This is a genomic window from Rhizobium glycinendophyticum (genome assembly GCF_006443685.1).
In the GTDB taxonomy this organism is placed as follows: domain Bacteria; phylum Pseudomonadota; class Alphaproteobacteria; order Rhizobiales; family Rhizobiaceae; genus Allorhizobium; species Allorhizobium glycinendophyticum.
Genome location: NZ_VFYP01000003.1, coordinates 80,200 through 106,148, shown reverse-complemented (window position 1 = coordinate 106,148; position 25,949 = coordinate 80,200). Strand labels below are relative to the sequence as shown.

General features: G+C 61.8%; 25 protein-coding genes. 16 read left to right on the top strand and 9 right to left on the bottom strand.

Translation table 11 applies throughout. From position 1 onward, the window contains the following. Positions 1 to 161: 161 nt before the first annotated feature. The 3 genes from FJQ55_RS17580 to xylA all read left to right on the top strand — a co-directional run bounded on the left by FJQ55_RS17580 (position 162) and on the right by xylA (position 4,136). Entirely contained in the window at positions 162 to 1,187 is a 1,026-nt protein-coding gene (locus FJQ55_RS17580; protein WP_140830280.1) for a LacI family DNA-binding transcriptional regulator, read from the top strand. A gap of 25 nt (positions 1,188 to 1,212) precedes the next feature. After that, positions 1,213 to 2,667 (top strand): xylulokinase, encoded by a 1,455-nt coding sequence (gene xylB / locus FJQ55_RS17575; protein WP_140830278.1) that lies wholly within the window; start codon positions 1,213 to 1,215, stop codon positions 2,665 to 2,667. 158 nt (positions 2,668 to 2,825) lie between these two features. Then, complete coding sequence (xylA, locus tag FJQ55_RS17570; RefSeq protein ID WP_140830276.1) at positions 2,826 to 4,136, top strand: xylose isomerase; 1,311 nt, start codon at positions 2,826 to 2,828, stop codon at positions 4,134 to 4,136. 71 nt (positions 4,137 to 4,207) lie between these two features. On the opposite strand, the gene FJQ55_RS17565 is transcribed toward xylA, so the two are convergent. Beyond that, a complete protein-coding gene (locus FJQ55_RS17565) occupies positions 4,208 to 5,119 on the bottom strand; it encodes a LysR family transcriptional regulator (protein ID WP_140830274.1) in 912 nt (303 codons plus the stop codon). A gap of 113 nt (positions 5,120 to 5,232) precedes the next feature. Here FJQ55_RS17565 and FJQ55_RS17560 point away from each other — a divergent pair, with 113 nt between their 5' ends. Continuing rightward, complete coding sequence (locus tag FJQ55_RS17560) at positions 5,233 to 6,105, top strand: aldo/keto reductase family oxidoreductase (protein ID WP_140830272.1); 873 nt, start codon at positions 5,233 to 5,235, stop codon at positions 6,103 to 6,105. 31 nt (positions 6,106 to 6,136) lie between these two features. On the opposite strand, the gene greA is transcribed toward FJQ55_RS17560, so the two are convergent. Next, on the bottom strand, positions 6,137 to 6,619 hold the full coding sequence (gene greA / locus FJQ55_RS17555; protein WP_140830270.1) for a transcription elongation factor GreA: 483 nt from the start codon (positions 6,617 to 6,619) through the stop codon (positions 6,137 to 6,139). Positions 6,620 to 6,749: 130 nt separating this feature from the next. Further along, positions 6,750 to 7,769: a LacI family DNA-binding transcriptional regulator gene (locus FJQ55_RS17550; RefSeq protein ID WP_140830268.1), complete on the bottom strand. Its 1,020-nt coding sequence runs from the start codon at positions 7,767 to 7,769 to the stop codon at positions 6,750 to 6,752. A 177-nt stretch (positions 7,770 to 7,946) separates the two neighbouring features. Between FJQ55_RS17550 and FJQ55_RS17545 the strand changes: the two genes are divergently transcribed. The 6 genes from FJQ55_RS17545 (at position 7,947) to FJQ55_RS17520 (ending at position 15,933) form a co-directional block, all read left to right on the top strand. Continuing rightward, on the top strand, positions 7,947 to 9,473 hold the full coding sequence (locus tag FJQ55_RS17545) for a sugar ABC transporter ATP-binding protein (RefSeq protein WP_140830265.1): 1,527 nt from the start codon (positions 7,947 to 7,949) through the stop codon (positions 9,471 to 9,473). Positions 9,474 to 9,568: 95 nt separating this feature from the next. Further along, the gene (locus tag FJQ55_RS17540) at positions 9,569 to 10,579 is read left to right on the top strand and encodes an ABC transporter permease (protein WP_140830263.1); all 1,011 of its coding nucleotides are present in this window, start codon (positions 9,569 to 9,571) and stop codon (positions 10,577 to 10,579) included. A gap of 73 nt (positions 10,580 to 10,652) precedes the next feature. Next, entirely contained in the window at positions 10,653 to 11,606 is a 954-nt protein-coding gene (locus FJQ55_RS17535; RefSeq protein WP_140830261.1) for a substrate-binding domain-containing protein, read from the top strand. Between the two features lie 143 nt (positions 11,607 to 11,749). Next, complete coding sequence (locus FJQ55_RS17530) at positions 11,750 to 12,802, top strand: sugar phosphate isomerase/epimerase family protein (protein ID WP_140830259.1); 1,053 nt, start codon at positions 11,750 to 11,752, stop codon at positions 12,800 to 12,802. A 222-nt stretch (positions 12,803 to 13,024) separates the two neighbouring features. Beyond that, the gene (locus FJQ55_RS17525) at positions 13,025 to 14,197 is read left to right on the top strand and encodes a Gfo/Idh/MocA family protein (RefSeq protein ID WP_140830256.1); all 1,173 of its coding nucleotides are present in this window, start codon (positions 13,025 to 13,027) and stop codon (positions 14,195 to 14,197) included. Between the two features lie 362 nt (positions 14,198 to 14,559). Beyond that, the gene (locus FJQ55_RS17520; RefSeq protein WP_140830254.1) at positions 14,560 to 15,933 is read left to right on the top strand and encodes a GH1 family beta-glucosidase; all 1,374 of its coding nucleotides are present in this window, start codon (positions 14,560 to 14,562) and stop codon (positions 15,931 to 15,933) included. Between the two features lie 32 nt (positions 15,934 to 15,965). Here the strand turns inward: FJQ55_RS17520 and FJQ55_RS17515 are convergent, their stop codons facing one another. Further along, the gene (locus tag FJQ55_RS17515) at positions 15,966 to 16,361 is read right to left on the bottom strand and encodes a winged helix-turn-helix transcriptional regulator (RefSeq protein ID WP_140830251.1); all 396 of its coding nucleotides are present in this window, start codon (positions 16,359 to 16,361) and stop codon (positions 15,966 to 15,968) included. Between the two features lie 162 nt (positions 16,362 to 16,523). Here FJQ55_RS17515 and FJQ55_RS17510 point away from each other — a divergent pair, with 162 nt between their 5' ends. The 3 genes from FJQ55_RS17510 to FJQ55_RS17500 all read left to right on the top strand — a co-directional run bounded on the left by FJQ55_RS17510 (position 16,524) and on the right by FJQ55_RS17500 (position 19,916). Next, a complete protein-coding gene (locus FJQ55_RS17510) occupies positions 16,524 to 17,162 on the top strand; it encodes an NAD(P)H-dependent oxidoreductase (protein WP_281285502.1) in 639 nt (212 codons plus the stop codon). Positions 17,163 to 17,356: 194 nt separating this feature from the next. After that, entirely contained in the window at positions 17,357 to 19,597 is a 2,241-nt protein-coding gene (locus tag FJQ55_RS17505) for a bifunctional diguanylate cyclase/phosphodiesterase (protein ID WP_246085183.1), read from the top strand. Between the two features lie 70 nt (positions 19,598 to 19,667). Then, positions 19,668 to 19,916: a hypothetical protein gene (locus tag FJQ55_RS17500; RefSeq protein WP_140830246.1), complete on the top strand. Its 249-nt coding sequence runs from the start codon at positions 19,668 to 19,670 to the stop codon at positions 19,914 to 19,916. Between the two features lie 23 nt (positions 19,917 to 19,939). Here FJQ55_RS17500 and trhO read toward each other — a convergent pair whose 3' ends face one another. From trhO to FJQ55_RS17475, 5 genes are all read right to left on the bottom strand, one after another. Beyond that, positions 19,940 to 20,884, bottom strand: coding sequence for an oxygen-dependent tRNA uridine(34) hydroxylase TrhO (gene trhO / locus FJQ55_RS17495; RefSeq protein WP_140830244.1), 945 nt, complete (start codon positions 20,882 to 20,884; stop codon positions 19,940 to 19,942). Positions 20,885 to 20,990: 106 nt separating this feature from the next. Then, positions 20,991 to 21,356 carry a VOC family protein gene (locus tag FJQ55_RS17490; RefSeq protein WP_140830242.1) on the bottom strand — a complete coding sequence of 122 codons (366 nt, stop codon included), beginning with the start codon at positions 21,354 to 21,356 and terminating at the stop codon, positions 20,991 to 20,993. Positions 21,357 to 21,422: 66 nt separating this feature from the next. Then, on the bottom strand, positions 21,423 to 22,118 hold the full coding sequence (locus FJQ55_RS17485; RefSeq protein ID WP_140830239.1) for a helix-turn-helix transcriptional regulator: 696 nt from the start codon (positions 22,116 to 22,118) through the stop codon (positions 21,423 to 21,425). A 35-nt stretch (positions 22,119 to 22,153) separates the two neighbouring features. After that, a complete protein-coding gene (locus FJQ55_RS17480; RefSeq protein WP_140830237.1) occupies positions 22,154 to 23,080 on the bottom strand; it encodes a CHAD domain-containing protein in 927 nt (308 codons plus the stop codon). Beyond that, positions 23,064 to 23,552, bottom strand: coding sequence for a CYTH domain-containing protein (locus FJQ55_RS17475; RefSeq protein ID WP_140830234.1), 489 nt, complete (start codon positions 23,550 to 23,552; stop codon positions 23,064 to 23,066). Before FJQ55_RS17475 ends, FJQ55_RS17480 begins: the two co-directional genes overlap by 17 nt. Before the next feature lie 151 nt (positions 23,553 to 23,703). Between FJQ55_RS17475 and FJQ55_RS17470 the strand changes: the two genes are divergently transcribed. The 3 genes from FJQ55_RS17470 (at position 23,704) to FJQ55_RS17460 (ending at position 25,932) form a co-directional block, all read left to right on the top strand. Beyond that, positions 23,704 to 24,342, top strand: coding sequence for a 2-dehydro-3-deoxy-phosphogluconate aldolase (locus FJQ55_RS17470; protein WP_140830232.1), 639 nt, complete (start codon positions 23,704 to 23,706; stop codon positions 24,340 to 24,342). 102 nt (positions 24,343 to 24,444) lie between these two features. Next, positions 24,445 to 25,143 carry a tellurite resistance TerB family protein gene (locus FJQ55_RS17465; RefSeq protein WP_140830230.1) on the top strand — a complete coding sequence of 233 codons (699 nt, stop codon included), beginning with the start codon at positions 24,445 to 24,447 and terminating at the stop codon, positions 25,141 to 25,143. A gap of 99 nt (positions 25,144 to 25,242) precedes the next feature. After that, on the top strand, positions 25,243 to 25,932 hold the full coding sequence (locus FJQ55_RS17460) for a GNAT family N-acetyltransferase (RefSeq protein WP_140830228.1): 690 nt from the start codon (positions 25,243 to 25,245) through the stop codon (positions 25,930 to 25,932). The last annotated feature ends 17 nt before the right edge of the window (positions 25,933 to 25,949 follow it).

Sequence of the window (25,949 nt, the reverse complement as noted above, 5' to 3'; positions counted from 1 at the left end):
ACCCCGGCACAAGCTGCAGAAGATAGCCTCCCTTTTGTGATCTCCTTACTTGGCCGCCTCCTTCGGGAGGCGGTTTTTTCGCGTGAGAAAAGAGGTACGTACATCAGATTCATGATTTACGTACCTCATTTCCTGGTGTAGGACAGGCGCCGGAGGAGAGAATGAAGCCCACGGTCCATGACATCGCGAGCCATGCGGGCGTCAGCCTTGCCACCGTCGACCGGGTCTTGAACCGGCGTCCCGGGGTGAGCGCGCGGACACGTGAAAAAGTGGACCAGGCGGTGCATGCGCTCGGTTTCGTTCGCGACGTCGCGGCGGCGAACCTCGCCAAGGGCCGGGTCTATCCGCTGACCTTCCTCATTCCCTCCAATGACAATTCTTTCATGCGCGGCTTGCGGGTGGCGCTCGATGAGGCAATGGGCAGGGCTGCGGTCGAGCGGATCGCGGTGCGCGTCGTCGACGTTCCCGCCTTCGACCCGCTGGCGCTGGCACGGGCACTGGATGCGGCGGCAGCCGAAACGCCTGCCGGCATTGCCTTCGTCGCTGTCGATGCGCCCGAGGTCACGGCCGCAGCCGAGCGTGTACTTGCTGCGGGCATACCACTGGTAACGCTCGTTTCTGACCTCACCGGAGCCGCTCGCGATCATTATGCCGGCATCGACAATGCGGCCGCTGGCCGTACGGCGGCGAGCCTGATCGGACGTTTTCTCAATGGACGGCACGGGGCTGTCGCGGTGCTTGCCGGTTCCATGCTGGTGCGCGACCACCGCGAGCGTTTCGAAGCTTTCTCCGCCACCATGGCGTCGGATTTTGCCGGATTCATGCAGTTGCCTGTGCTTGAAGGGCGGGACGATCCGGCCGTGGTCGAAAAGCTTGTCACTGCGCTGTTATTCGAACGCCCCGATATCGTCGGCCTCTATAGTCTTGGCGCCGGCAATCGCGGTCTGGTCAAGGCGTTGCAGCGACTGCCGGCGGAACGGCGACCGGTCGTCATCGCGCACGAACTGACCGAGACGACGCGCGGTGCGCTGCAGTCTGGGCTGATTGATGCCGTGCTCAACCAGGATGCGGGCCACGAGGTGCGCAGCGCCATTCGCGTGCTGAAAGCCAAGGCTGACGGACTTCCTGTCGTCGCGGCCCAGGAACGTATTCGTATCGACATTTTCTTGAAGGACAATCTGCCCTGAGAGGCAGAGCAATGGGAGGTTATCCATGTATCTCGGACTGGATCTCGGCACATCGAGCGTGAAGGCCATGCTGATCGACAGCGATCAGAAGGTGATCGGCGTAGGCCACGCGGCCCTGACCGTCCAGCGGCCGCATCCCGGCTGGTCGGAACAGGCGCCGGGCGACTGGCTGCGTGCCACGGAAGAGGCCGTTGCTGCGCTCAAGGCCTCGCATCCGAAGGAACTGGCGGCGGTGAAGGGCATCGGCCTTTCCGGCCATATGCATGGCGCGACCCTGATCGATGCGAAGGATCGGGTGCTGCGGCCCTGCATTCTCTGGAACGACACGCGCAGCCATGCGGAAGCAGCAAGCCTCGATGCCGATCCGCGCTTTCGGGCGCTGACCGGCAATATCGTGTTTCCCGGCTTCACGGCACCAAAACTTGCCTGGGTGAAGAACAATGAGCCAGACACCTTTGCCAAGGTTGCCAAGGTCCTGTTGCCAAAGGATTACCTGCGCCTGCTGCTGACAGGTGAATATCTTTCCGACATGTCGGATTCCGCTGGCACCAGCTGGCTCGATACGGGCAAACGCGCCTGGTCGTCCGAGCTGTTGGAGGCCACGGGCCTGACCGTCGAGCAGATGCCGGGCCTCGTCGAGGGCACGGACCGCGCCGGCACGCTGCGCGCCGAGCTCGCGGCCAAATGGGGTCTGGGCGCTGACGTCGTCGTCGCCGGCGGGGCAGGGGACAACGCGGCTTCCGCCTGCGGCATGGGCACGGTCGCCGAAGGACAAGCGTTCGTCTCGCTCGGGACATCCGGCGTACTCTTTGCCGCCAACGGCTCCTATTTGCCGAAGCCGGAAAGCGCCGTTCATGCGTTTTGCCATGCATTGCCGAACACCTGGCACCAGATGGGCGTCATCCTGTCGGCGACCGATGCACTCAACTGGCATTCGGGCGTCACCGGCAAATCGGCCGGTGAACTGACCGGCGAGCTCGGCGACGCACTCAAGGCACCGACCGGCGTCACGTTCCTTCCCTATCTCTCGGGCGAACGCACGCCGCATAACGACGCCAAGATCCGTGGCGCCTTCATCGGGCTTGGCCATGAGAGCGACCGCCCGGTGCTGACTCAGGCGGTGCTGGAAGGGGTGACCTTCGCCATTCGTGACAGCCTTGAGGCGCTGAAGTCTGCAGGTACGAAGATTTCCCGAGTGACCGCCATCGGCGGCGGTTCGCGCTCGCGCTATTGGTTGTCCTCGATTGCGACGGCTCTCGACATGCCGGTCGACATTCCCGCCGACGGCGACTTCGGCGCGGCCTTCGGGGCAGCGCGTCTCGGCCTGATTGCGGCGACCGGGGCTGATCCGCTTTCGGTCTGCACGGCGCCTGAGACGGCGGAGACGGTGGAGCCGGTAAAGGCGCTGACCTCGGCCTATGAGGCGGCCTACGGACGTTATCGCGCGCTTTATCCGGCGGTCCGTTCCCTCGGCAGCTGACGCCCCCTCATCCGCCTGCCGGCACCTTCTCCCGCTGGGGAGAAGATACAAGCGGCACGCGCCGACATCCTCCTCTCCCCAGCGGGGAGAGGGCAGGGTGAGGGGGAACCCCACCCAGTGCGATCACTAGTTAACGAACACACCAAGGAGGACTATCCATGAGCACAGGTTTCTTCGGCAACATCCAGAAGATCAAATATGAAGGCGAAGGCAGCAGCAATCCGCTGGCTTTCCGCCACTACAACCCGGACGAAATCGTCCTTGGCAAGCGCATGGAAGACCATCTGCGCTTCGCCGTCGCTTATTGGCACACCTTCGTCTGGCCGGGCACCGACCCGTTCGGCGGCAACACGTTTGAGCGTCCGTGGTTCAAGGATACGATGGATGCGGCGAAGATGAAGGCGGACGTTGCCTTCGAATTCTTCCAGCTGCTCGGCACGCCTTACTATTGCTTCCACGACGCCGACGTGCGCCCCGAGGGCAACAGTTTTGCCGAAAACACCAAGAACCTGAACGAGATCGTCGATTACTTCGCCAAGAAGCAGGAAGAGACCGGCGTCAAGCTGCTCTGGGGTACGGCCAACATGTTCTCGCATCGCCGCTACATGTCGGGTGCTGCCACCAATCCGGACCCGGATGTCTTCGCCTTTGCAGCCGCAACCGTAAAGACCTGCATGGACGCCACCCTGAAGCTCGGCGGCGAGAACTACGTGCTGTGGGGCGGCCGCGAAGGCTATGAAACCCTGCTCAATACCGACCTCAAGAAGGAACTGGACCAGATGGGCCGCTTCCTCAACCTCGTCGTCGAATACAAGCACAAGATCGGCTTCAAGGGCGCGATCCTGATCGAGCCGAAGCCGCAGGAGCCGTCGAAGCACCAGTACGATTACGACGTCGCGACCGTCTATGGCTTCTTGAAGGCCTATGGTCTCGAAAAGGAAGTGAAGGTCAACATCGAGCAGGGCCATGCGATCCTCGCCGGCCACTCCTTCGAGCACGAGCTGGCGCTTGCCAATGCGCTCGGCATCTTCGGCTCGATCGACATGAACCGCAACGACTACCAGTCCGGCTGGGACACCGACCAGTTCCCGAACAATGTTCCGGAAATGGCGCTCGCCTATTACCAGGTTCTCGCTGGCGGTGGCTTCACCACCGGCGGCACCAACTTCGACGCCAAGCTGCGCCGCCAGTCGCTCGACGCCGAAGACCTGCTGATCGGCCATATCGGCGGCATGGATTGCTGCGCCCGTGGCCTCAAGGCCGCCGCCAAGATGATCGAGGACAAGGCGCTGTCCGGCCCGCTTTCCGCCCGCTATGCCGGCTGGGACAAGGCCGAGAACCAGAAGATGCTGCGTGGCGAAGAAAGCCTCGATGCGATTGCCGCCCGCGTCGAAGCCCAGAACGTCAACCCGAAGCCGGTTTCCGGCAAGCAGGAACTGTTGGAAAACGTGGTCAATCGCTACGTTTGACCGGTTTCTCTGATGGGACTACCGGGGCCGGGGCGCGAAAGCGTCCCGGCCTCTTCCGTTTACGAATTAAATCAGCCGGGCCGGTTGCTCTTGATATAGTCGACGAAGGCGCGCAGCGGTGTCGGCATCAGGCGTCGTTCCGGATAGTAGAGGAAGGGGCCGGAGAAGCTCACCCACCAGGGTTCGAGCACCGGCAGAAGGTCGCCGCTATCGAAATGCGGCTTCAGCCAGTCCTCAAACAGGGCGAAGATGCCGGCACCGGATATGGCGGCCCGGATACCAAGGTCGCTGGCATCTCCAGCCTGCACGATCAACTGCCCGTTGGGCTCGACGACGATCGTTTCGCCATCCTTTTCGAATTCCCAGGCCATGACGGGACGCCCGGCAAAGCGGCTTCGGATGCAGTTATGTGCCAGCAGATCGCGCGGATGTCGTGGATGACCATGCACTTCGAGATAGGCGGGAGAGGCGCCAAGGGCGTAGCGCTGCAGGCGCGGGCCGATCGGCACCGCGATCATGTCCTGCGCCAGACGTTCGTCATAGCGGATGCCGGCATCATAACCGGCGGCAACGACATCGATCAGGCTTTCCTCAGTGTCGATTTCCAGCCGGATGTCAGGATGGGCGGCGAGGAAGCCCGGAATGATCGCCGGCAGCACCAGCTTTGCGGCACTTGCTGGCACGTTCAGCCGCAACGTACCGGCGGCACGGCCGTCGAAGCTTTTGACATGCTCGAGCGCGGCCCCGATTTCTCCAAAGGCAGGTCCAATGCGTTCCATCAGCCCGCGCCCGGCATCGGTCGGCACGACGGCGCGTGTGGTGCGGTTGAGCAAGCGGACGCCGAGTCGAGCCTCGAGCCGGCGCACCGCATCGCTCAAGGCGGAGGCACTGGTGTCACCCAGTCGCGCCGCCTCGCGAAAGCCGCCGACGCGGGCGACCGCGAGAAAGGCGCTGACGTCGCTGATGTCGGGTGCATCGACCATTGCCTCTCCCATGCATTGTCCTGATTTCCGGACGAGGCGTCCGGATTGCCTCCTATTATCCTGAAAGTGCAAGCGGCGTACATAGGTGATCACACGACGAAGGAGAAATCGATATGGTCAATCTGATAAAAGCCGGCAGCTTCAAACTGGGCAATCTCACCGTCAAGCGCCTCGGTTACGGCGCCATGCAACTGGCCGGCCCCGGGGTCTTCGGTCCGCCTAGGGATCGGGCCGAGGCCGTCGCTGTTCTGCGCGAGGCGGTCGAAAGCGGGGTCGATCACATCGACACCAGCGACTTCTACGGTCCACACGTTACCAACCAGATCATTCGGGAAGCCCTGCATCCCTACACTGACGACCTGGTTATCGTCACCAAGATCGGTGCTGTGCGCGGTGACGATGGCTCGTGGAACCCTGCTTTTTCTAAGAATGCTCTCACCCGCGCCGTGCACGACAATCTCAGAAACCTCGGGCTCGACGCGCTCGATGTCGTCAATCTGCGGGCAATGTTCGACGTGCATGGGCCGGCGGAGGGCGATCTCGAAGAACCCCTGACCGCGCTTGCCGAATTGCAGCAGCAGGGGCTGGTCAAGCACGTCGGGCTCTCGAACGTGACGGCAAAGCAGGTGGTGGACGGGCGCAAGATCACCGAGATCGTCTGTGTGCAGAACCAGTACAACCTCGCCCATCGCGGCGATGACGCACTCATCGAGCAATTGGCAGCCGAAGGCACGGCCTATGTGCCGTTCTTCCCGCTCGGCGGTTTCTCCCCGCTGCAATCGGCCACCCTGTCCGAGGTGGCTGCACGGCTGGAGCTTACGCCGATGCAGGTGGCGCTCGCCTGGCTGCTGAAGCGGTCGCCGAATATCCTGCTGATCCCGGGGACCTCGTCGCGGACGCATTTGCGGGAGAACCTCGCCGTCGCCGATGTCGATCTGCCTGACGATGTGATGGCGGAATTGGACGGAATTGGCGTGGCGGCGTGACGACGGTAAAAGGCGTCGCCCGGTGTGCGTCTCACGCGATCGCGGTGATTTCCAGTTCCTGATCGCCGACCATCACCACATCGCCCACGGTCTTGCCCATCAGGCGCGCCGCAACCGGGGAGACGAAGGAGATGGAGCCGGCCTTCGGGTCGGCTTCATCCTCGCCGACGATGCGGTAAGTCTGGACGCGGCCGTCATCGCGCTCAAACGTGACCTTGCTGCCGAAGGCGACGAGCGCGTTGGTTTCAGGTTCCGGGATGATCTGGGCGGTGCGGAGCCGTTCGGTCAAATACTTCAGATCACGATAGGGCACAGCGGACTGGCGGCGACGTTCGTTCACGTCCTCGACTGCCTGCGCGGCGAGATAGGCGGCGCGGGCGTCTTCGGCCTGCGACTCCAGTTGCTTCAGGCCTGCCGCCGTCACGAGGTTCGGATGCTGGGAGATCGGACGATCCGGCAGATGTAGTTCCGCTGCGGTTTCCGAACTCTCTTCCTTGGTGAAGGCGACACTCACGACGATCTCCGAAAGCATATGGCAAGGTGGCGCCGCTTGTGGCGGCCCGATGTCGACTTAGTATAGGATGATCAGGGCCTAACGTCCAAGGGCGGCTTTCGGTACCGTCCTGCAGAGCGTGCAAAGGCGTTCAGCGCTTTACCGGTCCCGTCACCGAGCCGCGCACGATCAGATCCGGCATCAGCAGGATTTCCTCGCGTTCTGCCGGCCGTTCCGAGAGGGACTTGATCAGCAGCGCCATGGCCTGGCGGCCGATGGCGGTGCGGGGCTGGCGTATGGTGGTCAGCGCCGGGTTGACATAGGTCGCCTGCGGCACGTCGTCGAAGCCGATAACCGAGAAGTCGTGCGGCAGGTCGTAGCCGCGGGCGGTGAGGCCGTTGATGACGCCGACGGCGGTCGCGTCGTTCACGCACATGAAAGCCGTCGGCAATTGGTCGCGCATGAAGAGCTGCTCAACGGCGAGGCGGCCGCTTTCGATCGTGCCTTCGCCTTCCAACACGAAACGCTGGTTCGGCGGGATGCGCGCGGCATCGAGCGCCTTGTCGAAGCCCTGGCGGCGGCGCTGGTGGCCCAGCCGCGTCTTGCTGTCGCCGATGAAGGCGATGGAGCGGTGGCCGGAAGACAGGAGGTGTTCGGCGGCTTTCCTCGCGCCGGCCACGTCGTCGACGCCGACATAGGAGATTTTTGAGCCGAAGACCGGTTCGAAGACGGCAACCGATGGCGGCAGACGCTGCCCCAGCACCTGGTGGCCGAAGGGTTCGTGACCGGTGAAGAGCACGAGGCCGGTCGCCTGGCCGGAGCTCAGGAATTTCAGATATTCCAGCCCGCGCTCCGGATCGTTCTGGGTGTGGCCGATTAGGACGCCATAGCCATGGGCACGGGCTTCGTTCTCCAGCCCGATCAGTGTCGAGGAAAAATTCGGGTCGCCGATGTCGGGCGCCAGAATCAGGATCATGTTCGACCGGCCCATGCGCAGCGAGCGCGCCATGGCATTGGTCGTGTAGCCGGTGATGGCAATGGCCTGGTTCACCCGCTGGCGCGTGGTCTTGGCGACTTTGTCAGGTGTATGGATGGCACGGCTCACCGTCGCGATCGACACTTCCGCGATGCGCGCCACGTCTTCGATCGTCGCTGGTGCTGAATTCGGCACGCGGCTCCATCCCCTCTATCCGCATGGAATCGTTGGAGACCTTACCGTTCCTGTTGCGGCTGCGAAAGCCGGCAGGGCTCACATTGTCCCCATGATGTGATGATGTAAACCTTTACATCGGTGATGTAAAGGTTTACACACAGGTCATAGCGGTTGAGGAGCCGCCGGGAGGGTTGCATGACATTGGCTGGGGGCGAAGCGCGGACACCCGTGCTCGTGGCGGAGCGTATCTCGAAAACATTTGGCGACGTCCAGGTGCTGTTCAGCGTGGATTTCGACGTCTTGCCGGGCGAGGTTCACGCGCTCATGGGCGAGAATGGCGCGGGCAAGTCGACGCTTGTGAAGATCCTCTCGGGTTTCGAGCAGGCGACAGCGGGTCGCATTCTTCTCGATGGCGAGCCGGTCACGCTGCCGGCCAATGGGGCCGCCGAAGCGCTGGGCATCGTGCTCATCCACCAGGAATTCAATCTTGCCGATCATCTGACAGTGACCGAGAGCCTGTTCCTCGGCCGGGAGGTTACGCGCTTCGGCATGCTGGATCGCAAGGTGATGCGGGCGGAGACGCGCCGCGTGCTCGATCAGCTCGGCTCCCACATCGACGAAAATGCCTTGATCAGTTCGCTAGCGGTTGCCGACAAGCAGATGGTCGAGATCGCCAAGGCAATCAGTCGCAAGGCCCGCATCGTGTTTATGGACGAGCCGACCGCCGTGCTGTCGCGCGACGAGACGGAAGTGCTGTTTGATCAGGTGCGCAAACTGCGTGCCAGCGGCACCAGCTTCGTCTTCGTTTCCCATAAGCTCGACGAGGTGATGGAGCTGACCGACCGTGTGACGGTGCTGCGTGACGGCCAGTGGGTGAAGACTGCGCCGACCTCGGCGCTTGATGGCGAGGCGATCGCGCAGTTGATGGTCGGTCGCGAATTGTCGAGCCTTTATCCGACGAAACATGAGCCTGATGTCGACGAGGAGATTGTGCTGTCGGTCAAGGATCTGACAACCGGTTTCGTCAAGAACGCCAGCTTTGATCTGAAGCGGGGCGAGGTGCTCGGGTTTTCCGGTTTGATCGGATCGGGGCGGACGGAGCTTATGGAGGCCGTTGCCGGTTTGCGTCCCCGTCTTTCGGGCGAAGTCTGGCTCAAGGGAATGATCCTCGACGCCGGCGACTTCCGGGAAGCAAACCGGCGCGGGCTCGCCTATATGACCAAGGATCGCAAAGGCAAGGGCCTGTTGCTGGGCGAGGGCATGACGGCAAACCTGACGCTGCAGTCCATGGATAATCACGTCCGTCACGGTTACCTGGACCCCGGCAGCGAGGCGAAGGCCATGGCTCGGGCCAAGCGCCGCTTCGATATCCGGGTGCGTGACGACCGCGTTCGGGTCGGGCGCATGTCCGGCGGCAACCAGCAGAAGCTGTTGCTCGCCAAGATCATGGAAGTCGAGCCCGACGTGATCATCATCGACGAGCCGACGCGCGGAATTGATGTCGGGACCAAGCAGCAGATCTACCATTTCATTGCAGCACTCGCCCGCGAGGGCCGTTCCATCATCGTTATCTCCTCGGAAATGCCGGAGGTGATCGGGCTCTGCACACGGGTCGCCGTGATGCGGGAGGGCCGGATGGTGGGCCTGCTCGAGGGCGAAGACATCAACGAACAGACGATCATGCGCTACGCCGCCGGCCTGAAACGGCAGATGGCGAGCTGATCGAATGCAAGAGTCCGGCGGCAAGACCGGGCTTAGAAACGAAGACTTCAGGGTACGCGACCTCCGGTGCGAGGTGCGGGAGGAGACGGGAAGACATGACTGCCGAAACTGAAACGACCACCCCTGGCCGTTCACGCCGCACCTGGCGCGACGTCGATCTGCGCGCCGTCGCACCCTTTGCCGCGCTGTTGATCCTGTTGATAGTCGGTGCGCTGGTGAACCCGAACTTCATCGGCCTCACCAATCTCGCCAATGTCGCCACCCGCTCGGCCTTCATCGCGATCATCGCCGTCGGCGCGACCTTCGTCATTTCGTCCGGGGACCTCGACCTTTCGGTCGGCTCCATGGTGGCCTTCGTCGCCAGCCTGATGATCCTGTTCATGAATTCCGGCGCGATCGCCGATCCAGGCCTGATTATTGCTGCCGCCATGGCGCTTGCGATCGTCATCGGTTCGCTCTGCGGGCTTCTGAACGGGCTGATCACCACCGTCGGCAAGATCGAGCCCTTCATCGCCACGCTTGGCACCATGGGCATTTATCGAGGGCTAACGACCTGGCTCTCCCAGGGCGGGGCGATCACGCTGCGCGATCCGGTGCAGCAGGAGATCTATCGGCCGGTCTATTTCGGCTCGATCCTCGGCCTGCCGGTGCCGATCGTCATCATTCTGGTGGTCACCGCCATTGCCGCCGTCATTCTCTATCGCACGCGTTATGGCCGCCATGTGGTTGCCGTCGGCTCGAACCGCGATGTGGCGCGCTATTCCGGCATCGCCGTCGACCGGGTGCGGACCATCGCCTTCGTCATCCAGGGCCTCTGCGTCGCGATTGCCGTGCTTCTCTACGTGCCGCGTCTCGGCTCGACCTCGGCCACCACGGGCATTCTCTGGGAGCTGCAGGCGATCACCGCCGTCGTCGTCGGCGGCACGGCATTGAAGGGTGGCGCCGGCCGCGTCTGGGGCACGATCTGCGGTGCCTTCATTCTCGAACTCGTCGGCAACATCATGCTGCTGTCGAACTTCATCTCCGAATATCTGATCGGCGCCATCCAGGGCACGATCATCATCATCGCGATGCTCGTCCAGCGGTCGCTGGCGCGCAAAGCGTAAGCAAACGACCGGGCAGAGGAGGGTCGCCCGGTCCGTTCTTCAGTCGACCCTTTGTCACTTTGGGAGGAAACCAATGCACAAGAAACTGTTAGGCCTTGCCGTTGCCATGACGGCGCTGGCGTCGATCTTCACGGCAGCAGAGGCGCAGGAGACGAAGACCATCGGCGTCTCCATTCCCGCGGCCGACCATGGCTGGACCGCCGGCGTCGTCTATCATGCCAACCGTGTCGCCGAACTCCTGATGAAGGAGCATCCGGGCCTGAACGTCGTCGTCAAGACCTCGGCCGATCCGGCCACCCAGGCGAATGCCGTGCAGGACCTGGAAGTCCAGGGCATCGATGCGCTCGTCATCCTGCCGACCGATCCGGATCCGCTGGTCAATGCGATGAAGGAAGTGAAGGGCAAGGGTCACTTCGTCACGATCGTCGACCGTGCGCCGTCGGTGAACGACAATTCGGTTCGTGACCTCTATGTCGCCGGTAACAATCCGGCGCTGGGCAAGGTCGCCGGCGAGTATATCGCCAAGAACTCGCCGGACGCGGAAGTCGTCATCATCCGCGGTCTGCCGATCCCGATCGACCAGCAGCGACAGGACGGCTTTGATGAAGGCATCAAGGGCTCCAACGTCAAGGTTCTCGATCGCCAGTTCGGCAACTGGAACCGCGACGACGCCTTCAAGGTCATGCAGGACTATCTAACCAAGTATCCGAAGATCGATGTTGTCTGGTGCCAGGATGACGACATGGCGGTTGGTGTGTTGCAGGCCATCGAGCAGGCCAAGCGCACCGATATTCAGTACATCATCGGTGGTGCAGGTTCGAAAGACATGATCAAGAAGGTCATGGATGGCGACAAGATGGTTCCGGTCAACGTTCTCTATCCGCCGTCGATGGTCGGTACCGCTATGGAACTGACGGCCGCTGCCCTTTACGACAGCGTTCCTGTCCATGGCACCTATACGCTTGATGCGACGCTGATCACCGCCGACAACGCGAAGAACTACTACTTCCCGGACTCGCCGTTCTGATCCTTCCGCTTGCTTCGACAAGATCCTGCCCGGGTTTTTTCCCGGGCAGATTTGTCCATGTTTTGATCATTGCGGTTGTGTCGAAAATCCATCTCCTGTAATCGTTTACGGAAACGTTGCAGGGATCTCAGGGAGGAGAATTCATGAAGACGATCAAGGGGCCGGCGATCTTTCTCGGCCAGTTCGCAGGCGATGCCGCACCCTTCAACACCTGGGATGGGATTACGAAGTGGGCGGCCGAAAAGGGCTATGTCGGCGTGCAGGTGCCGACTTGGGCCGGCCAGTTGATGGACCTCAAGAAGGCCGCCGAATCCAAAGATTATTGCGACGAACTCGCCGGTGTGGCCCGCCAGAATGGCGTGGAGATCACCGAGCTTTCCACCCATTTACAGGGCCAGCTGGTGGCCGTGCATCCAGCCTACGACGAGGCCTTTGATGGCTTTGCGGCGCCGGAAGTTCGCGGTAATCCAAAAGCCCGCCAGGAATGGGCCGTGCAGCAGGTGAAGTATGCGCTGAAGGCATCGCGCAATCTCGGCATCAAGGCCCATGCGACCTTCTCCGGCGCGCTTGCCTGGCCGTTCATCTATCCTTGGCCGCAGCGTCCGGCGGGTCTCGTCGAGACGGCTTTCGATGAACTAGCAAAGCGCTGGCTGCCGATCCTCGATTATGCCGAGGAACAGGGCGTCGACGTGTGCTACGAAATCCATCCGGGCGAAGACCTGCATGACGGGGTGACCTTCGAGATGTTCCTGGAGCGGGTGAAGAACCATTCCCGTGCCAACATGCTCTACGACCCCTCGCACTATGTGCTGCAGTGCCTCGACTATCTCGACAACATCGACATCTACAAGGACCGGATCAAGATGTTCCACGTCAAGGACGCGGAGTTCAATCCGACCGGCCGGCAGGGCGTCTATGGTGGCTACCAGGGCTGGGTGCAGCGGGCAGGACGCTTCCGCTCGCTCGGCGACGGCCAAGTCGATTTCGGCGCGATCTTTTCCAAGATGGCGGCGAACGACTTCGACGGCTGGGCCGTGGTCGAATGGGAATGCGCGCTGAAGCATCCTGAAGACGGTGCCCGCGAGGGTGCGGAGTTCGTGCGGGCGCATATCATCCGCGTTACGGAAAAGGCGTTTGACGACTTTGCCTCCGGTGGCACGGATGATGCGGCGAACCGGCGGATGCTGGGGCTTTAATACTTAGTTTTGCCCCTCACCCTGACCCTCTCCCCGCGGGCGGGGAGAGGGGACGGAAACGCTGCGGCTCTCCGCCTTCTCCCCGTTCACGGGGAGAAGGTGCCGGCAGGCGGATGAGGGGCGTGTAAAAACGTAAATCTATAATCTACCCTCGAGGCGGGGTGTCACGGCAGTGACAGAGGGGCTAACCCCGCAGAACAAACATATCAGGGAGAAAACATCATGGCGATCGAAGCAAGCAAGACGGGTGAACGGACACCGAAGATCCGGCTGGGTATGGTCGGCGGTGGCGCCGGGGCCTTCATCGGCGCGGTGCATCGCATGGCAGCCCGTCTTGACGACCAGTATGCTCTCGTCGCCGGTGCTCTCTCTTCCACGCCGGAAAAATCTGCCGCCTCGGGTCGCGAACTCGGGCTCGACCCGGAGCGTTGCTATGGCTCTTACGAAGAGATGGCGGAAAAGGAAGCCGCTCGCCCTGATGGCATCGAGGCTGTGTCGATCGTCACGCCGAACCATGTGCATTTCCCGGCGGCCAAGGCGTTTCTCAAGCGCGGCATCCATGTCATCTGCGACAAGCCGCTGACCTCCAATCTGGAAGATGCCAAGGCGCTGAAGGCGGTTGCCGACAAGGCGAAGGCGCTCTTCATCCTCACCCACAATTACACCGGCTATCCGATGGTGCGGCATGCGCGCGAACTCGTGCGCTCCGGCGAGCTCGGCGATATCAGGCTGGTGCAGATGGAGTATCCGCAGGATTGGTTGGCTGAGCCGATCGAGCAGACCGGCCAGAAGCAGGCGGCCTGGCGCACCGACCCGAAGCAGTCGGGTGCCGGCGGATCGACCGGCGATATCGGCACCCATGCCTATAACCTCGGCTCCTTCATCTCCGGTCTCGAACTCGACGAGTTGGCGGCCGATGTGCACACCTTCGTCGAAGGCCGCCGGCTCGATGACAACGCGCATGTGATGCTGCGCTTCAAGGGTGGTGCGAAGGGCCTGCTCTGGTGCAGCCAGGTGGCGACCGGCAACGAGAACGGGCTGAAGGTCCGCATCTACGGAACGAAGGCCGGCATCGAATGGACGCAGGCCGATCCAAACTATCTGTGGTTCACCCGTCTCGGCGAGCCGAAGCAGCTGATCACGCGCGGCGGGGCAGGGGCGAATGCCGCAGCTGCCCGCGTCACGCGTATCCCGTCGGGGCATCCGGAAGGTTATCTCGAAGCCTTCGCGACGATTTACACGGAAGCCGCTGCCGCCATCAATGCGGCGAAGGCAGGCACTGCGGTCGATTCGGCCGTGATCTATCCGACCGTCGATGACGGTGTGAAGGGTGTCGCTTTCGTCGAGGCCTGCATCGCATCGTCGAAGCAGAATGGCGGTTGGGTGAAGGTGTAACCTGACTCACCCTTGGCGTTGGCGGGTGTTTCCCTCTTCTCTTCAGCGGGGAGAAGGTGCCCGAAGGGCGGAGGGGGCGCGACGCGCAAGGTCATGCGGCAAACGCTTCATCGATCCGCCCCCTCACCTCGACTCCGCTTCGCTCGGCGGTCCTATCCCCCGAGGGACAAGGAGGTCACGCCGGCGTTGTGCCCGCCCCGGAGCTTTGCTCCGACCCTCCCCCTCAAGGGGAGGGTAGATTTCCTGCAACGTTGCAGTTTTTTGTTTCCGCCGTCTTCACCCCGTCTTGGCTTTGCTCTAAACCGCTGTGCGACGGATAAGCGGCGGCGGTGTCCGCGCTTGCATGACGAAGGATTTACTCCATGATCGATCCCAAGGCTCTTGCCTCGCGTTTTCCCGGTGACTTCCTGTTTGGCGTTGCCACCGCATCCTTCCAAATCGAAGGGGCTTCTAAGGCGGATGGGCGGAAACCCTCGATCTGGGATGCGTTTTCCAACATGCCGGGCCGAGTCTTCGGGCGGCACAATGGCGATGTCGCCTGCGATCACTATAATCGCTGGGAAAGCGATCTGGATCTCATCAAGGACATGGGCGTCACCGGCTATCGCTTCTCGATCGCCTGGCCGCGCATCATCCCGGAGGGTACGGGCCCGTTCAACGAAAAGGGTCTCGATTTCTACGACAAGCTGGTCGACGGGCTAAAGGCGCGCGGCATCAAGGCCTATGCGACGCTCTACCATTGGGATCTGCCGCTGGCGCTGATGGGCGATGGCGGCTGGACGGCGCGCTCCACGGCACAGGCCTTCCAGCGCTACACCAAGGTGGTGATGGAGCGTCTTGGCGATCGGCTGGATGCGGTTGCGACCTTCAATGAGCCGTGGTGCTCGGTCTGGCTCAGCCATCTCTATGGCGTTCATGCGCCGGGCGAGCGTAACATGGACGCCGCCCTGCATGCGCTGCACTACACCAACCTCGCGCATGGTCTGTCGGTCCAGACGATCCGTGACATCAGCCCGAAGGTGCCCGTCGGCCTGGTGCTAAACGCGCACGAGACGTTGCCGGGTTCTGACAGTCCTGCGGATCTCGCGGCTGCCGAGCGCGCGCATCAGTTCCACAACGGCGTCTTCTTCGATCCCGTCTTCAAGGGTGAATATCCGGCGGACTTCCTATCGGCGCTCGGCCATCGGATGCCGAAAATCGAGGAGAGCGATCTCGCGACCATCAAGCAGAAGCTCGACTGGTGGGGGCTGAATTATTACACGCCCATGCGTGTGGCCGACGATCCGACACCCGGTGCCGAATTCCCGGCAACGGTGGGTGCGCCGCCGGTTTCCAAGATCAAGACCGATATCGGCTGGGAGGTCTATGCTCCGGCGCTGAAGTCGCTGGTCGAGCGGCTCTATGCCCGCTACGAGCTGCCACCCTGCTACATCACCGAGAACGGCGCCTGCTACAACATGGAAGTGGAAGGGGGCGAGGTCGACGACCAGCCGCGCCTCGATTACTACGCCGAACATCTCGACAAGGTCGCGGATCTGATCGCCGAGGGTTATCCGATGCAGGGCTATTTCGCCTGGTCGCTGATGGACAATTTCGAATGGGCGGAAGGCTACAAGATGCGCTTCGGCCTTGTTCATGTCGATTACGATACCCAGGTGCGCACCATCAAGAAGAGCGGGAAATGGTACCGCGATCTCGCGCTCGAATTCCCGAAGGGGAATTTCAAAGCTGACTGAACCGTCAGGACTCACCCAGCGCGTTGGCGATCTCAGCCAAGCTTGATCAGCCTATTGGCCGCATCTGCCTCGTTCCGGCGGTCAAAGTCGGCGCGAGCGGTCTGGATGCTGTCGTGATGGGTGAAGACCCAACTGCCCAGAGCGCGAATGGGACCGCCGAAAGAGCGGCCAAGATCTGTCAGAGCATATTCGACCTTGGGCGGCACGGTCGGGTGAACCGTGCGCTCGACGATTCCGTCTCTTTCCAGCGAACGCAGTGTCAACGTGAGCATGCGTTGCGATATTCCGACCACTGAGCGCTTAAGATCGGAAAAGCGCTGAGGTCCGTCTCCCAGCATCATGATCACCAAAACCGTCCATTTATCGCCCAGTCTGGCCAGCATTTCGCTCACCGTCTGGCACTTGGCGGGATCGTAATTGTCGCACATGGCCGCTCCAATCGTTCTATCGGCGTAACCTGGTATCAGAAATGTGCCTTCTTGCACAAATCTGCTGGTTACATATCTAGGCCTGGTTACCAATCGATACCAGACCTCGGCTGGGCTGCCAACTCTCCCATGGCACCGGCAGGTCCAACCAGGAGCGAAATCGTGTCCGCACTCATTGAAAAGCTGAACTGGCGTTACGCCACCAAGAAAATGGACCCGTCCAAGGCCGTTCCCGAGGATAAGGTCGAGCGCATTGTCGAAGCAGCACGTCTGGCACCGACTTCCAGTGGCCTGCAGCCCTTCGAAGTCATCGTCGTCACGAATAAGGATGTGCGCGCCAAGATCCAGGAGATCGCCTGGAATCAGGCTCAGGTGACCGAGGGTTCACATCTGCTCGTCTTCGCCGCCTGGGACAACTACACGGCCGAGCGCATCAACCACATGTTCGACCTCGTCAACGAGGAGCGTGGGTTCAAGAACGAGGGCTGGGAAAACTATCGCCAGATGCTACTCGGCATGTATCCCGGCCGCGACGCCGACGTGAACTTCGAGCATGCGGCGCGCCAGGCCTATATTGGCTTCGGCATGGCCGTTGCCGCCGCCGCCTTCGAGGGCGTCGACGCAACGCCGATGGAAGGCTTCGATCCCGCCAAGCTCGACGAAATCCTCGGCCTGCGCGAAAAGGGCCTGCGTTCGGTCACGATCCTGCCGCTCGGCTATCGTGCGACTGAGGGTGACTGGCTCGCCCCGCTGAAGAAAGTGCGTCGCCCCAAGGAGGAATTCGTCTCCGTCGTCGCTTGACGCGAGAGCTGTCGGATCCGCGCCTCCAGGCTGGTCCGCCAAGGGTTCCGGGACACCGGGACCCTCTTTTTTTAGTTGCATTGTCTGAGCATTAGCTTTCCCGGATTATTCGATATTCATTATCACTGTCAGCATGTTAAGTCTAATTGAACACATTGTCTGGCACGGTGCGCCGAAAGCCAGGGTAGTGTTGCATGCGGCTTCTCGGAGTGAAAAATCGGCTGAAGTTGCTCGCAAATCGCCGTATGGCGGTGACCGGCATGCTGCTGGTTTTTGCGATGCTCGCCGTGATGGTGACACTGATCGTGCTTACCGCGCTCGACCGCGTTGCAAGCAATGCCAACCACCTCGACGAGGAGCGATCGCGCGAGACGTTGCTCGGGGCCGTACAGACCTTCAAGTTCCAGCTCGGTGCCACGCTGAACGACTACGCAGCCTGGGACGACGCGGCAGAGAATGTCTACACGACGCCTGATGCCGATTGGGTGAACAGCAACTTCGGCGACATGACCTTCGAAAGCGAACTGTTCGACGTTGCCATGGTGCTCGACCAGGATGGCCGCCCCGGTATGGCCTATTCCGACGGCGTATCGCTCGGCAAGGCCACCCGCGGTTATCTTCCCCATGATGTTTCGATCCTCTTCGATCAGGTGCGTTCCGGCCAGAGCGGTGATGTCCCGCAGGCGCTCGGCTTCGTGCGCACGTTGAAGGGGATCGGTGCAGCCGGCGTGGCTCTCATTCGGAAGAAGTCGGGCGCTGTCGAGAGCGACCCACAAAAGCGGCGCTATCTGCTTTTCATTCGCCACATGTCGCCGGACAAGGCCAACAGGATCTCCAGCGCCTATGGGCTGCCGGACCTCGTGCTCGCACCGCCTTCGACACGCTCGACACATTCGGTGGCGATCGTGTCGACAAGCGGGACCCGCCTTGCCTCGCTCACCTGGAAGCCGCGCGCGCCGGGGGATATCAGCCGCGATCAGGTGGAGCCGCTGGTCAGGTCCGCGCTGATCCTGATCGCTGTCTACTGCCTGCTGCTCTTCATCATCGGCAACAGCGTCGTGCGACGGCTGAGGTCCGATGAGGCGGCCGCCGTCAAGCTTGCCCGGACGGACCGGTTGAGCGGACTTGCCAATCGCGACGGGCTTCAGGTTCTGCTGGAGCAGGCCCTCCAGCAGGCGCGCAGCGGTGAAGGCGATGTGGTGTTGCTTTATCTCGACCTGGACGGGTTCAAGGAAGTCAACGACGCCTATGGCCATGCTGTGGGTGACAGCCTCATCCGCGCCGTTTCCGCAGGGCTGGAAGTGCTTGTCGGAGAAGACGCAACGATTGCCCGCATTGGTGGTGACGAATTTGCCATCGTGTTCTTCGGTGCAGAGGCTCAGGCAAGGGCCATATCCGTCGCAGAAGCGATCCTCGAATTCTTCGGCGAACCTCTGACTCTCGGTGAACGCGTGGTCTCCGTTGGTTGCAGCCTGGGGCTTGCGGTCTCGATCGAGGGCGCAATTGATGGCGGTGAGCTGACGCGCCAGGCCGACATGGCTATGTATGCCTCCAAAGACGGCGGCCGCGGGCGCTGGACCGCCTATCACCCGCAGATGGACGAGGAGCGTGAGACACGGAACCAGCTGGCGCTCGATCTCAGATCGGCGATCGAAAACGATGAAATTACCGTCGTCTACCAGCCTGTCGTGGATTCAGCGACCTTCGAACTGGTAAGTATTGAAGCGCTCGCGCGCTGGAACCGGCGCGGCCATGGTCCGGTCTCACCCGAAATCTTCATTCCCATCGCCGAAACCAGCGGTTTGATCGATCGCCTCGGCCTCAGCGTGCTTAGCCAATCGTTGACCCAGCTCACCAGCTGGCCGGGACTGAAACTGTCGGTCAACATTTCGCCCGGACAGTTCCGCGACCCCGCGTTTACCGGGCATGTTGCTGATCTATTCCGTCGGACCGGGATCGAACCGCACCGTGTCGTGCTGGAAATGACGGAAACCTATTTCATTCAGAATGCCGAGCGGGCGCGAACCGTGCTGGAGCGACTGCGCAAGATCGGCGTGCAGATCGCGCTCGACGATTTCGGCGCCGGTTTCTCCAGTGTGGGATACCTGCGACAGTTTGGTTTCGACCGGATGAAGATCGACAAGTCCCTGGTTCAGTCCCTTGGCCAAGGGCATAAGGCGATCGAAATGCTACAAGCGACGGTAGCCCTTGCCCGCTCGCTCGATGTGCCAGTCACTGCGGAGGGTGTGGAGACCGATCAGCAGGCGGTCAATCTGCGACTGGCCGGCTGCGATCAGTTGCAGGGCTATCTTTTTGGGCGCCCCTGCAGTGCTGCCGACATCGATGCATTGCGACTGCGACCCATGGAGCTCAGGGCCAAGGCTGCAGCCATTGCCTTCGGGCACCCGCCTCTCGAAACGTCATTCCCCCGTTAAAGCGAACCGCAGTTACGCTGGAACAAACGGGCCGTTCAGTGCTTCCTTTGGAGAGAAAGGGAGAATTGCCATGTTCACCACAGACACCTGGCTGCGCATCGTCTGCAGCATGATGATCAACGCCGTGATCTTCGGGACCGGTGCCATTATCGTTCTGTCCGTGCCGGCCCTGGCAGCACAGGCAAAGGTCCTGCTGCCTCTGGTCGTCGTCACCAGCTTTGTCGCTGCGCCGTTCTTCGCCTATGCCGTCGCACCCCGCATGCGCCTGCGCAATTGGGGCCGGCGCGAGTGGCAACGCGGCGACCTGATCTCAGGCTGACAGACACTGGCAATCGGCGGCGCTCAGCCGCCGATGTGCTTTTCGCCGCGCTTCTTCGCCAGCGCTATCTGCAACTGGCGCTGGCGATAGCGATCGCGATCGGCTTCGGTGCGGCTCTCGTAACAATGGCTGCAGGACACGCCTTCCTCGTAATGGGGATGGGTCAGTTCTTCTACGGTGATCGGATTGCGGCAGGCGTGGCAGAGCTTGTGATTGCCCTCTTTCAGGCCATGGGTGACCGAGACGCGTTCGTCAAAGACGAAGCAGGCGCCGTCCCAAAGGCTCTGTTCTTCCGGCACTTCCTCCAGATATTTCAGGATGCCGCCCTTGAGGTGGTAGACCTCGTCGAAGCCCTGTTGCTTCATGAAGGCGGTCGCCTTTTCGCATCGGATGCCGCCGGTGCAATACATGGCGATCTTCGGCTTGTTGTGCAGGCCGGGATTGTTCTTCACCCAATCCGGAAATTCGCGGAAGGTCTTGGTGTTCGGATCGACCGCGCCGCGGAAGTTTCCGATGGCGGTCTCGTAATCGTTGCGCGTGTCGATGACGATGGTCTCGGGGTCGGAAATCAGCTCGTTCCATTCTTTCGGATCGACATAGGTGCCGACGATCTCATTGGGGTCGATGTTCTCGACACCCATGGTCACGATCTCCTTCTTCAGCCGCACCTTCATGCGGAGAAACGGCATTTTCGACGCCCGGCTTTCCTTGTGCTCAAGGCTTTCGAACTCCGGCTGGCTGCGGATGAAGGCCAGAACCTTGGCAATCGCTGCATCGGTTCCGGCAATCGTTCCGTTGATGCCCTCATGGGCGATCAGCAGCGTGCCCTTCACGCCCTCGGTCTTGCACAGGCTCTCCAATGGCTCGCGAAAACTCTCGAAGCGCGGAAACCGGGCAAAGTGGTAGAGGGCGGCAACCAGGAAGGCGTCGCCTTCTTCATGGCGTGGGGCTTGATCGATCTGTGTCATGGCCTTGCGAAATACCGCCTCGGCCCTTGGCGTGCAACGGATTTCCGCGCGACGAGCGAAGTTTGAAGTCTGTCAATTTTCGCCCATCATCGTATCGATACCTCGATCAGGCCGGCGGGTTGAAGACTCGGATGCGGTGGCCGTCCGGGTCAGATACCGTGAAGGTCCGGCCGAAATCGGCTTCCACGGGTGGCTGAAGAACCGGGATACCGAGTGCGGACCAGCGGGCGTGGGTGGCATCGACGTCAGCGGCGCCAGGTGCGCGGATCGCAAGTTCGCAGCCGCCACCAGTGACCTGGGCTTCGGGCTCGACGCCAGCGCGGCTCCAGAGGCCAAGTACGAGACCTGTAGGCAAATGGAAGAGCGAGAAGGTTTCGGCACGGTCCGTCGGCTTGATGCCGAAAAGCTTCTCATAGAAGTCGGCGCTCACTGCGGCGTTTTCGACATAGAGGATGGTCATTGCGGGGGTCATCGTCATCTCCTGCTTGGTTGATGACGGGAGGTTATTCCTTCCTGCTGCCAAAAAGTGTCAGCATGATCATCCGATGTTGTCTGGAATAGAGTTTTTCTGGCGCCAGGCCTTGAGAAGGGCGGAGCGGCGCTTGGGGTAGCGGGTCTCGCCAGCTGTCGCGCTTTCGATCCGGTCGGTGCGGAAATGGCGAAAATCCTCCCGCAACGTGCACCAGGCAACCAGAACGCGGACGCCGTCGAAGAACGTCAGGGCACAAGGCCAGACGGCGCGGCTGGAGACCTTGCCGTGCTGATCGCGATAAGCGAGGAGGAGGGGCCTTTCATTGCGCAGCGCCTGACGCAGCATTTGAAGGTCGATCCGTTCGTTGGCAAGCGGGGCCCCTGGGCCGACGAGCAGCGGTACCTCGGCCATATCGCGACGCAGGTCTTCCGGCAATACGGCATCGATCTTGGCGAGTGCATTGTGGGCGGCCGCGGCGATCGCCTCGTCGGTCCGCTTTTCAACGAAACGGAAGCCGAGCATCAGCGCCTCGATCTCCTCGCGGGTGAACATCAGCGGCGGCAGCATGTAGCCGGGACGCAGGACATAGCCGATGCCGGGCTCGCCCTCGATATCGGCGCCTTCCGATTGCAGGGTTGCAATGTCGCGGTAGAGGGTTCGCAACGAAACACCTGTCTCTGCGGCAAGTGTCGCCCCGCTCACCGGAAAACGGTGGCGCCGCAAAACCTGCAACAGAAAGAGGAGGCGTTGCGAGCGACTCATGGGCGGGGTGAAACCGGGGTGGCAATCATGCGTGTTCAGCCGTGACCGGTAATCTTGCCGATAGCAGCAGCGGTCCACAGCGTTTCGATCACGTCGGCCTCCCGGCGTGCGCCGTCGGAAAAGACGATTTCGGCGAGAGCCAGCGCCTCGCGGCGCAGGTCCTGCTGGCGCCGGATGATGATGGCGAGCAGGAAGGACTGGTCTTCGCCGCTGCCAAACAGATCTGGCTCCGTGTCGAAGAGTTCCGTCAGAACCGTCAGGTCGTGCTCGTGGCCGAGCAGGTCCACCAGGATTTTTGCATCGCGGCTCTTGGCGGCAAAGGCACTGGGCCAGAGGTCGCGCAGCAGCGAGAGGTTCATCCAGTGGGCCTGAGCGGACTTGCGCAAGTCGTGAAAGGACTCGCCATGACCTTCACTTTTGCAGCCGTCCAGGGCTGCGTGGGCACGCTTGAGCGCCTTCAGCCAGCCCTTGGCTATCAGGCGTGCGGCCGGGCCCGCCTTCGAAGGCAGGTCGAGGGCTTCGAGTGCACCGAGCGAAAGGCGGCAATCGGCGATCACGCCTGCAACTTTCTCCTCGAGATCCGTCTCTTGCGCTGCAATCTCGTCCCGGCGCAGTTCGAGCACGGTGCGGGTCGCGTCCAGCGTCTCTGCTTCTTCCTCGTTCGCAAATGTCGTCAGATGCGTTACGGTCTCCATGAGTGCTGTCGCATCGCGAATGCGCGACAGGCTGCGTGCGGCGGCCCCGAGGCTCGTATTCTGTTGCTTGAAGAAGGCTTTGTCTGCATGGGCGACGAGGCGAAGGAGATTGCGGACGCGCTTGAACTTCTTGCGGGCTTCATGAATTGCCTCGTGAAGACCATCAGGCTTCGCCTGAAGGACGGTGATGGCGTGATCGAGCTGGCGGCGGGCAACGGAGCGAAGCTCCGTCGGGAGATCCCGGTCCGGCCTAATGCGATATGGCATGCACCAGCTCCGGCCGCAGTCGCTGGGTGGCCAGCGCCTGATTGGAATAGCGTTTGTCGCCGGTCACTTCGCGGCCAAGCCAGGCCGGCAGCGAGGGATCGTCGGTTTCCGAGGCCATCTCGACCTCGGCGATCACCAGCCCGCGATAAGCGCCTTCGAACACGTCGATCTCCCAGGTGAACCCTTCGAAATCGACCGTATGCCGCGTCTTCTCAATGACGTTGCCGGTGGCGAATTCAATCATTTCAACAGCGTCGTCATGGGGGATTTGGTATTCGAATTCGTCTCGTGTCAGAACACCATTGCCGAATTTTATCGTCAGCTGTGCCGTCTCGTCGTTGCGGGTGCGGATGCGCACCGAGCGATCGGCTTCTGCGGCGATATAGGCTTGCTTGATCCGGGTCCGGGACGTGACGCCCTCTTTCCAGCCATCGTCGCGGACGAGAAACTTGCGTTCGATTTCCTTCGCCATACACACTCGCTCCGAAAAATTACGCAATGCAACCATAGACGAGGCGTTGCTGTTAGGAAACCGGAAAGATTCCGTGCTAGGGGTCGCTCGACAAGGACTGTCACGCGCGCTAGTAAAACGCCGATCTAATCGTTTTAAAGAGGCCTCTGCCATGGGCGAAAAAACCGACAAGCTGCTCACCACCCTGAAGCTCCAGCCGGTAGTTCCGGTGCTGATCATCGAGGATGCCAAGTCAGCCGTGCCGCTGGCGCGGGCTCTGGTGGCAGGCGGTCTGAAGGCAATCGAGATCACGCTGCGCACGGCGGCAGCCCTCGAAGCCGTTCGGCTCGTCGCCGAAGAAGTCGAAGGCGCCGTCGTCGGCGCCGGCACGATCCTCAATGCGAGCCATTATGCCGCAGCGGTCGATGCCGGTTCGCAGTTCATCGTCAGCCCGGGCACGACTCAGGAACTGCTCGATGTGGCGCGGCAGTCGGATATTCCGCTGCTGCCCGGTGCGGCCACCGCCTCGGAAGTTATGGCGCTGCGCGAAGAGGGGTATGAGGTCTTGAAGTTCTTCCCGGCCGAACAGGCCGGTGGTGCCGCCTATCTGAAGGCGCTCTCCTCGCCGCTCGCCGGTACGCTGTTTTGCCCGACCGGCGGGATCTCGCTGAAGAATGCGATGGACTATCTTTCCCTGCCGAACGTCGTCTGCGTCGGCGGCTCCTGGGTTGCGCCGAAAGAACTGGTGACCGCCGGCGACTGGGCCGGCATCACCAAGCTTGCCAGCGAAGCGGCGGCCCTCAAGGGTTGACATTCTCTTGAACGGACGCGCCGGGCGGAACCGGCGGTCTCCAATTGCATTCAGCGTCTCCATCCCTATCTAGGGAACGAGACGCTGAACAAGGAGACCATAATGTTCGACGCCAAAAAACTGCTGGACCAATTCCTGGGATCGCAGATGCCCGGAACCACTGGCTCGATCGGCCAGAAGGGGACCGATCTGGTGGGGCTGGCCAAGGCCAATCCCTGGAAGGCGGGCGCACTGGCGACCGTCCTGCTCGGCACGAAGACCGGCCGTTCGCTCGGCGGCAGCGCCCTGAAGCTGGGTGGTCTCGCCGTGATCGCCGGTCTCGGGTATCAGGCCTACAAGAATTATCAGTCCGGGCAGGCGCCGGAGCCGAAGCAGGCGCTGCCGGAGCTCCTGCCGCCGCCCTCGGATTCGCCCTTCAGCACCGAGCCCGCTGCGATCACCCATGACTTTGCGATTGGCCTCTTACGCGCCATGATTGCCGCCGCCAAGGCGGATGGCCATATTGATGCGCAGGAGCGCGGGCGGATCATGGAGAAGATCCAGCTATCGGGGCTGGGGTCCGAAGCTGAAGCCTTCATCGAAGGCGAGCTCGCCAAGCCGACGGACATGGATGCGCTGGTCGCTTCTGCTTTGACGGAAGAGCAGAAGGTTGAGCTCTACACCGCCTCGCGGCTGGCGATCGAGCCGGATACACGCACGGAGCGCGGCTATCTCGACATGCTGGCCGGTCGTCTCGGCCTTGCCGATGCGCTGGTCGACCATATAGAGGCGACGGTATCGTCTGCCAAGGTCAGCCTTTAAAGCCTTCGGCATCGGGGCAGGGCGGCGCCTTACTCCGACAGTTGCCTTTGGCGGGCCGGTGGCCTAAGCCTCAGGCAATCAGTTAGCCGGAGGCCCGCCATGCGCGATCTGTCCACCTTCAAGGGATGTGCCGCTCCCCAGCCGGTCAGGCTGGAGGGGCGTTTCGTCGTTATCGAACCCTATGACCGCGCGACGCATCTGCAGGCACTGTGGGATGGGCTTGGCGGAATGCAGATCAATCCGCTGCTCACCTATTTCACCCAGCCCGATTTCGGCGGCATTGAGGATTTCGATGCCTGGCTCACCGGCGTGCAGAAAGGCGGCTGGGTCACGGAGGTGTTTCGCGACAAGGCGACCGGCAAGGTGGTCGGCATGGCCAACTACATGCGGCCTGATCCGGCGAATGGCGTGGTGGAGATCGGCGGCGTGGCGCATGGGCCCGACATGAGCCGGACACCGCTCGCGACCGAAGCGCATTACCTGCTCGCAAAGCACGTGTTCGAGGATCTGGGATATCGCCGCTACGAGTGGAAGTGCCACAACGAGAATGCGCCGAGCAAGGCTTCGGCACTGCGTTACGGTTTCCAGTTTGAAGGCGTGTTTCGCCAGCACATGCTGTCCAAGGGCAAGAACCGCGACACGGCGTGGTTTTCGATGATAGACGGCGAATGGCCTTTGTTGGCTGCTGCTTTCGAGGCCTGGCTTTCGCCGGAGAACTTCGACGGCGAGGGAAAGCAGAAGCAGAAGCTGGAAGACCTACGGGCTGGCCTCGCCGCCAAACAGGCTTAAGACAGGGAAAGACGGTT

What these genes read in the sequence shown, in the direction of transcription:
- FJQ55_RS17545 (WP_140830265.1), top strand. Translation starts at nt 7,947, where the DNA reads ATGACATTGGCTGGGGGCGAAGCGCGGACACCCGTGCTCGTGGCGGAG.
- trhO (WP_140830244.1), bottom strand. Translation starts at nt 20,884, where the DNA reads ATGACACAGATCGATCAAGCCCCACGCCATGAAGAAGGCGACGCCTTC.
- FJQ55_RS17480 (WP_140830237.1), bottom strand. Translation starts at nt 23,080, where the DNA reads ATGCCATATCGCATTAGGCCGGACCGGGATCTCCCGACGGAGCTTCGC.
- FJQ55_RS17565 (WP_140830274.1), bottom strand. Translation starts at nt 5,119, where the DNA reads ATGGTCGATGCACCCGACATCAGCGACGTCAGCGCCTTTCTCGCGGTC.
- xylB (WP_140830278.1), top strand. Translation starts at nt 1,213, where the DNA reads ATGTATCTCGGACTGGATCTCGGCACATCGAGCGTGAAGGCCATGCTG.
- FJQ55_RS17535 (WP_140830261.1), top strand. Translation starts at nt 10,653, where the DNA reads ATGCACAAGAAACTGTTAGGCCTTGCCGTTGCCATGACGGCGCTGGCG.
- FJQ55_RS17515 (WP_140830251.1), bottom strand. Translation starts at nt 16,361, where the DNA reads ATGTGCGACAATTACGATCCCGCCAAGTGCCAGACGGTGAGCGAAATG.
- FJQ55_RS17560 (WP_140830272.1), top strand. Translation starts at nt 5,233, where the DNA reads ATGGTCAATCTGATAAAAGCCGGCAGCTTCAAACTGGGCAATCTCACC.
- FJQ55_RS17530 (WP_140830259.1), top strand. Translation starts at nt 11,750, where the DNA reads ATGAAGACGATCAAGGGGCCGGCGATCTTTCTCGGCCAGTTCGCAGGC.
- FJQ55_RS17475 (WP_140830234.1), bottom strand. Translation starts at nt 23,552, where the DNA reads ATGGCGAAGGAAATCGAACGCAAGTTTCTCGTCCGCGACGATGGCTGG.
- FJQ55_RS17540 (WP_140830263.1), top strand. Translation starts at nt 9,569, where the DNA reads ATGACTGCCGAAACTGAAACGACCACCCCTGGCCGTTCACGCCGCACC.
- FJQ55_RS17505 (WP_246085183.1), top strand. Translation starts at nt 17,357, where the DNA reads ATGCGGCTTCTCGGAGTGAAAAATCGGCTGAAGTTGCTCGCAAATCGC.
- FJQ55_RS17460 (WP_140830228.1), top strand. Translation starts at nt 25,243, where the DNA reads ATGCGCGATCTGTCCACCTTCAAGGGATGTGCCGCTCCCCAGCCGGTC.
- FJQ55_RS17490 (WP_140830242.1), bottom strand. Translation starts at nt 21,356, where the DNA reads ATGACCCCCGCAATGACCATCCTCTATGTCGAAAACGCCGCAGTGAGC.
- FJQ55_RS17500 (WP_140830246.1), top strand. Translation starts at nt 19,668, where the DNA reads ATGTTCACCACAGACACCTGGCTGCGCATCGTCTGCAGCATGATGATC.
- FJQ55_RS17520 (WP_140830254.1), top strand. Translation starts at nt 14,560, where the DNA reads ATGATCGATCCCAAGGCTCTTGCCTCGCGTTTTCCCGGTGACTTCCTG.
- xylA (WP_140830276.1), top strand. Translation starts at nt 2,826, where the DNA reads ATGAGCACAGGTTTCTTCGGCAACATCCAGAAGATCAAATATGAAGGC.
- FJQ55_RS17485 (WP_140830239.1), bottom strand. Translation starts at nt 22,118, where the DNA reads ATGAGTCGCTCGCAACGCCTCCTCTTTCTGTTGCAGGTTTTGCGGCGC.
- FJQ55_RS17525 (WP_140830256.1), top strand. Translation starts at nt 13,025, where the DNA reads ATGGCGATCGAAGCAAGCAAGACGGGTGAACGGACACCGAAGATCCGG.
- FJQ55_RS17580 (WP_140830280.1), top strand. Translation starts at nt 162, where the DNA reads ATGAAGCCCACGGTCCATGACATCGCGAGCCATGCGGGCGTCAGCCTT.
- FJQ55_RS17470 (WP_140830232.1), top strand. Translation starts at nt 23,704, where the DNA reads ATGGGCGAAAAAACCGACAAGCTGCTCACCACCCTGAAGCTCCAGCCG.
- FJQ55_RS17465 (WP_140830230.1), top strand. Translation starts at nt 24,445, where the DNA reads ATGTTCGACGCCAAAAAACTGCTGGACCAATTCCTGGGATCGCAGATG.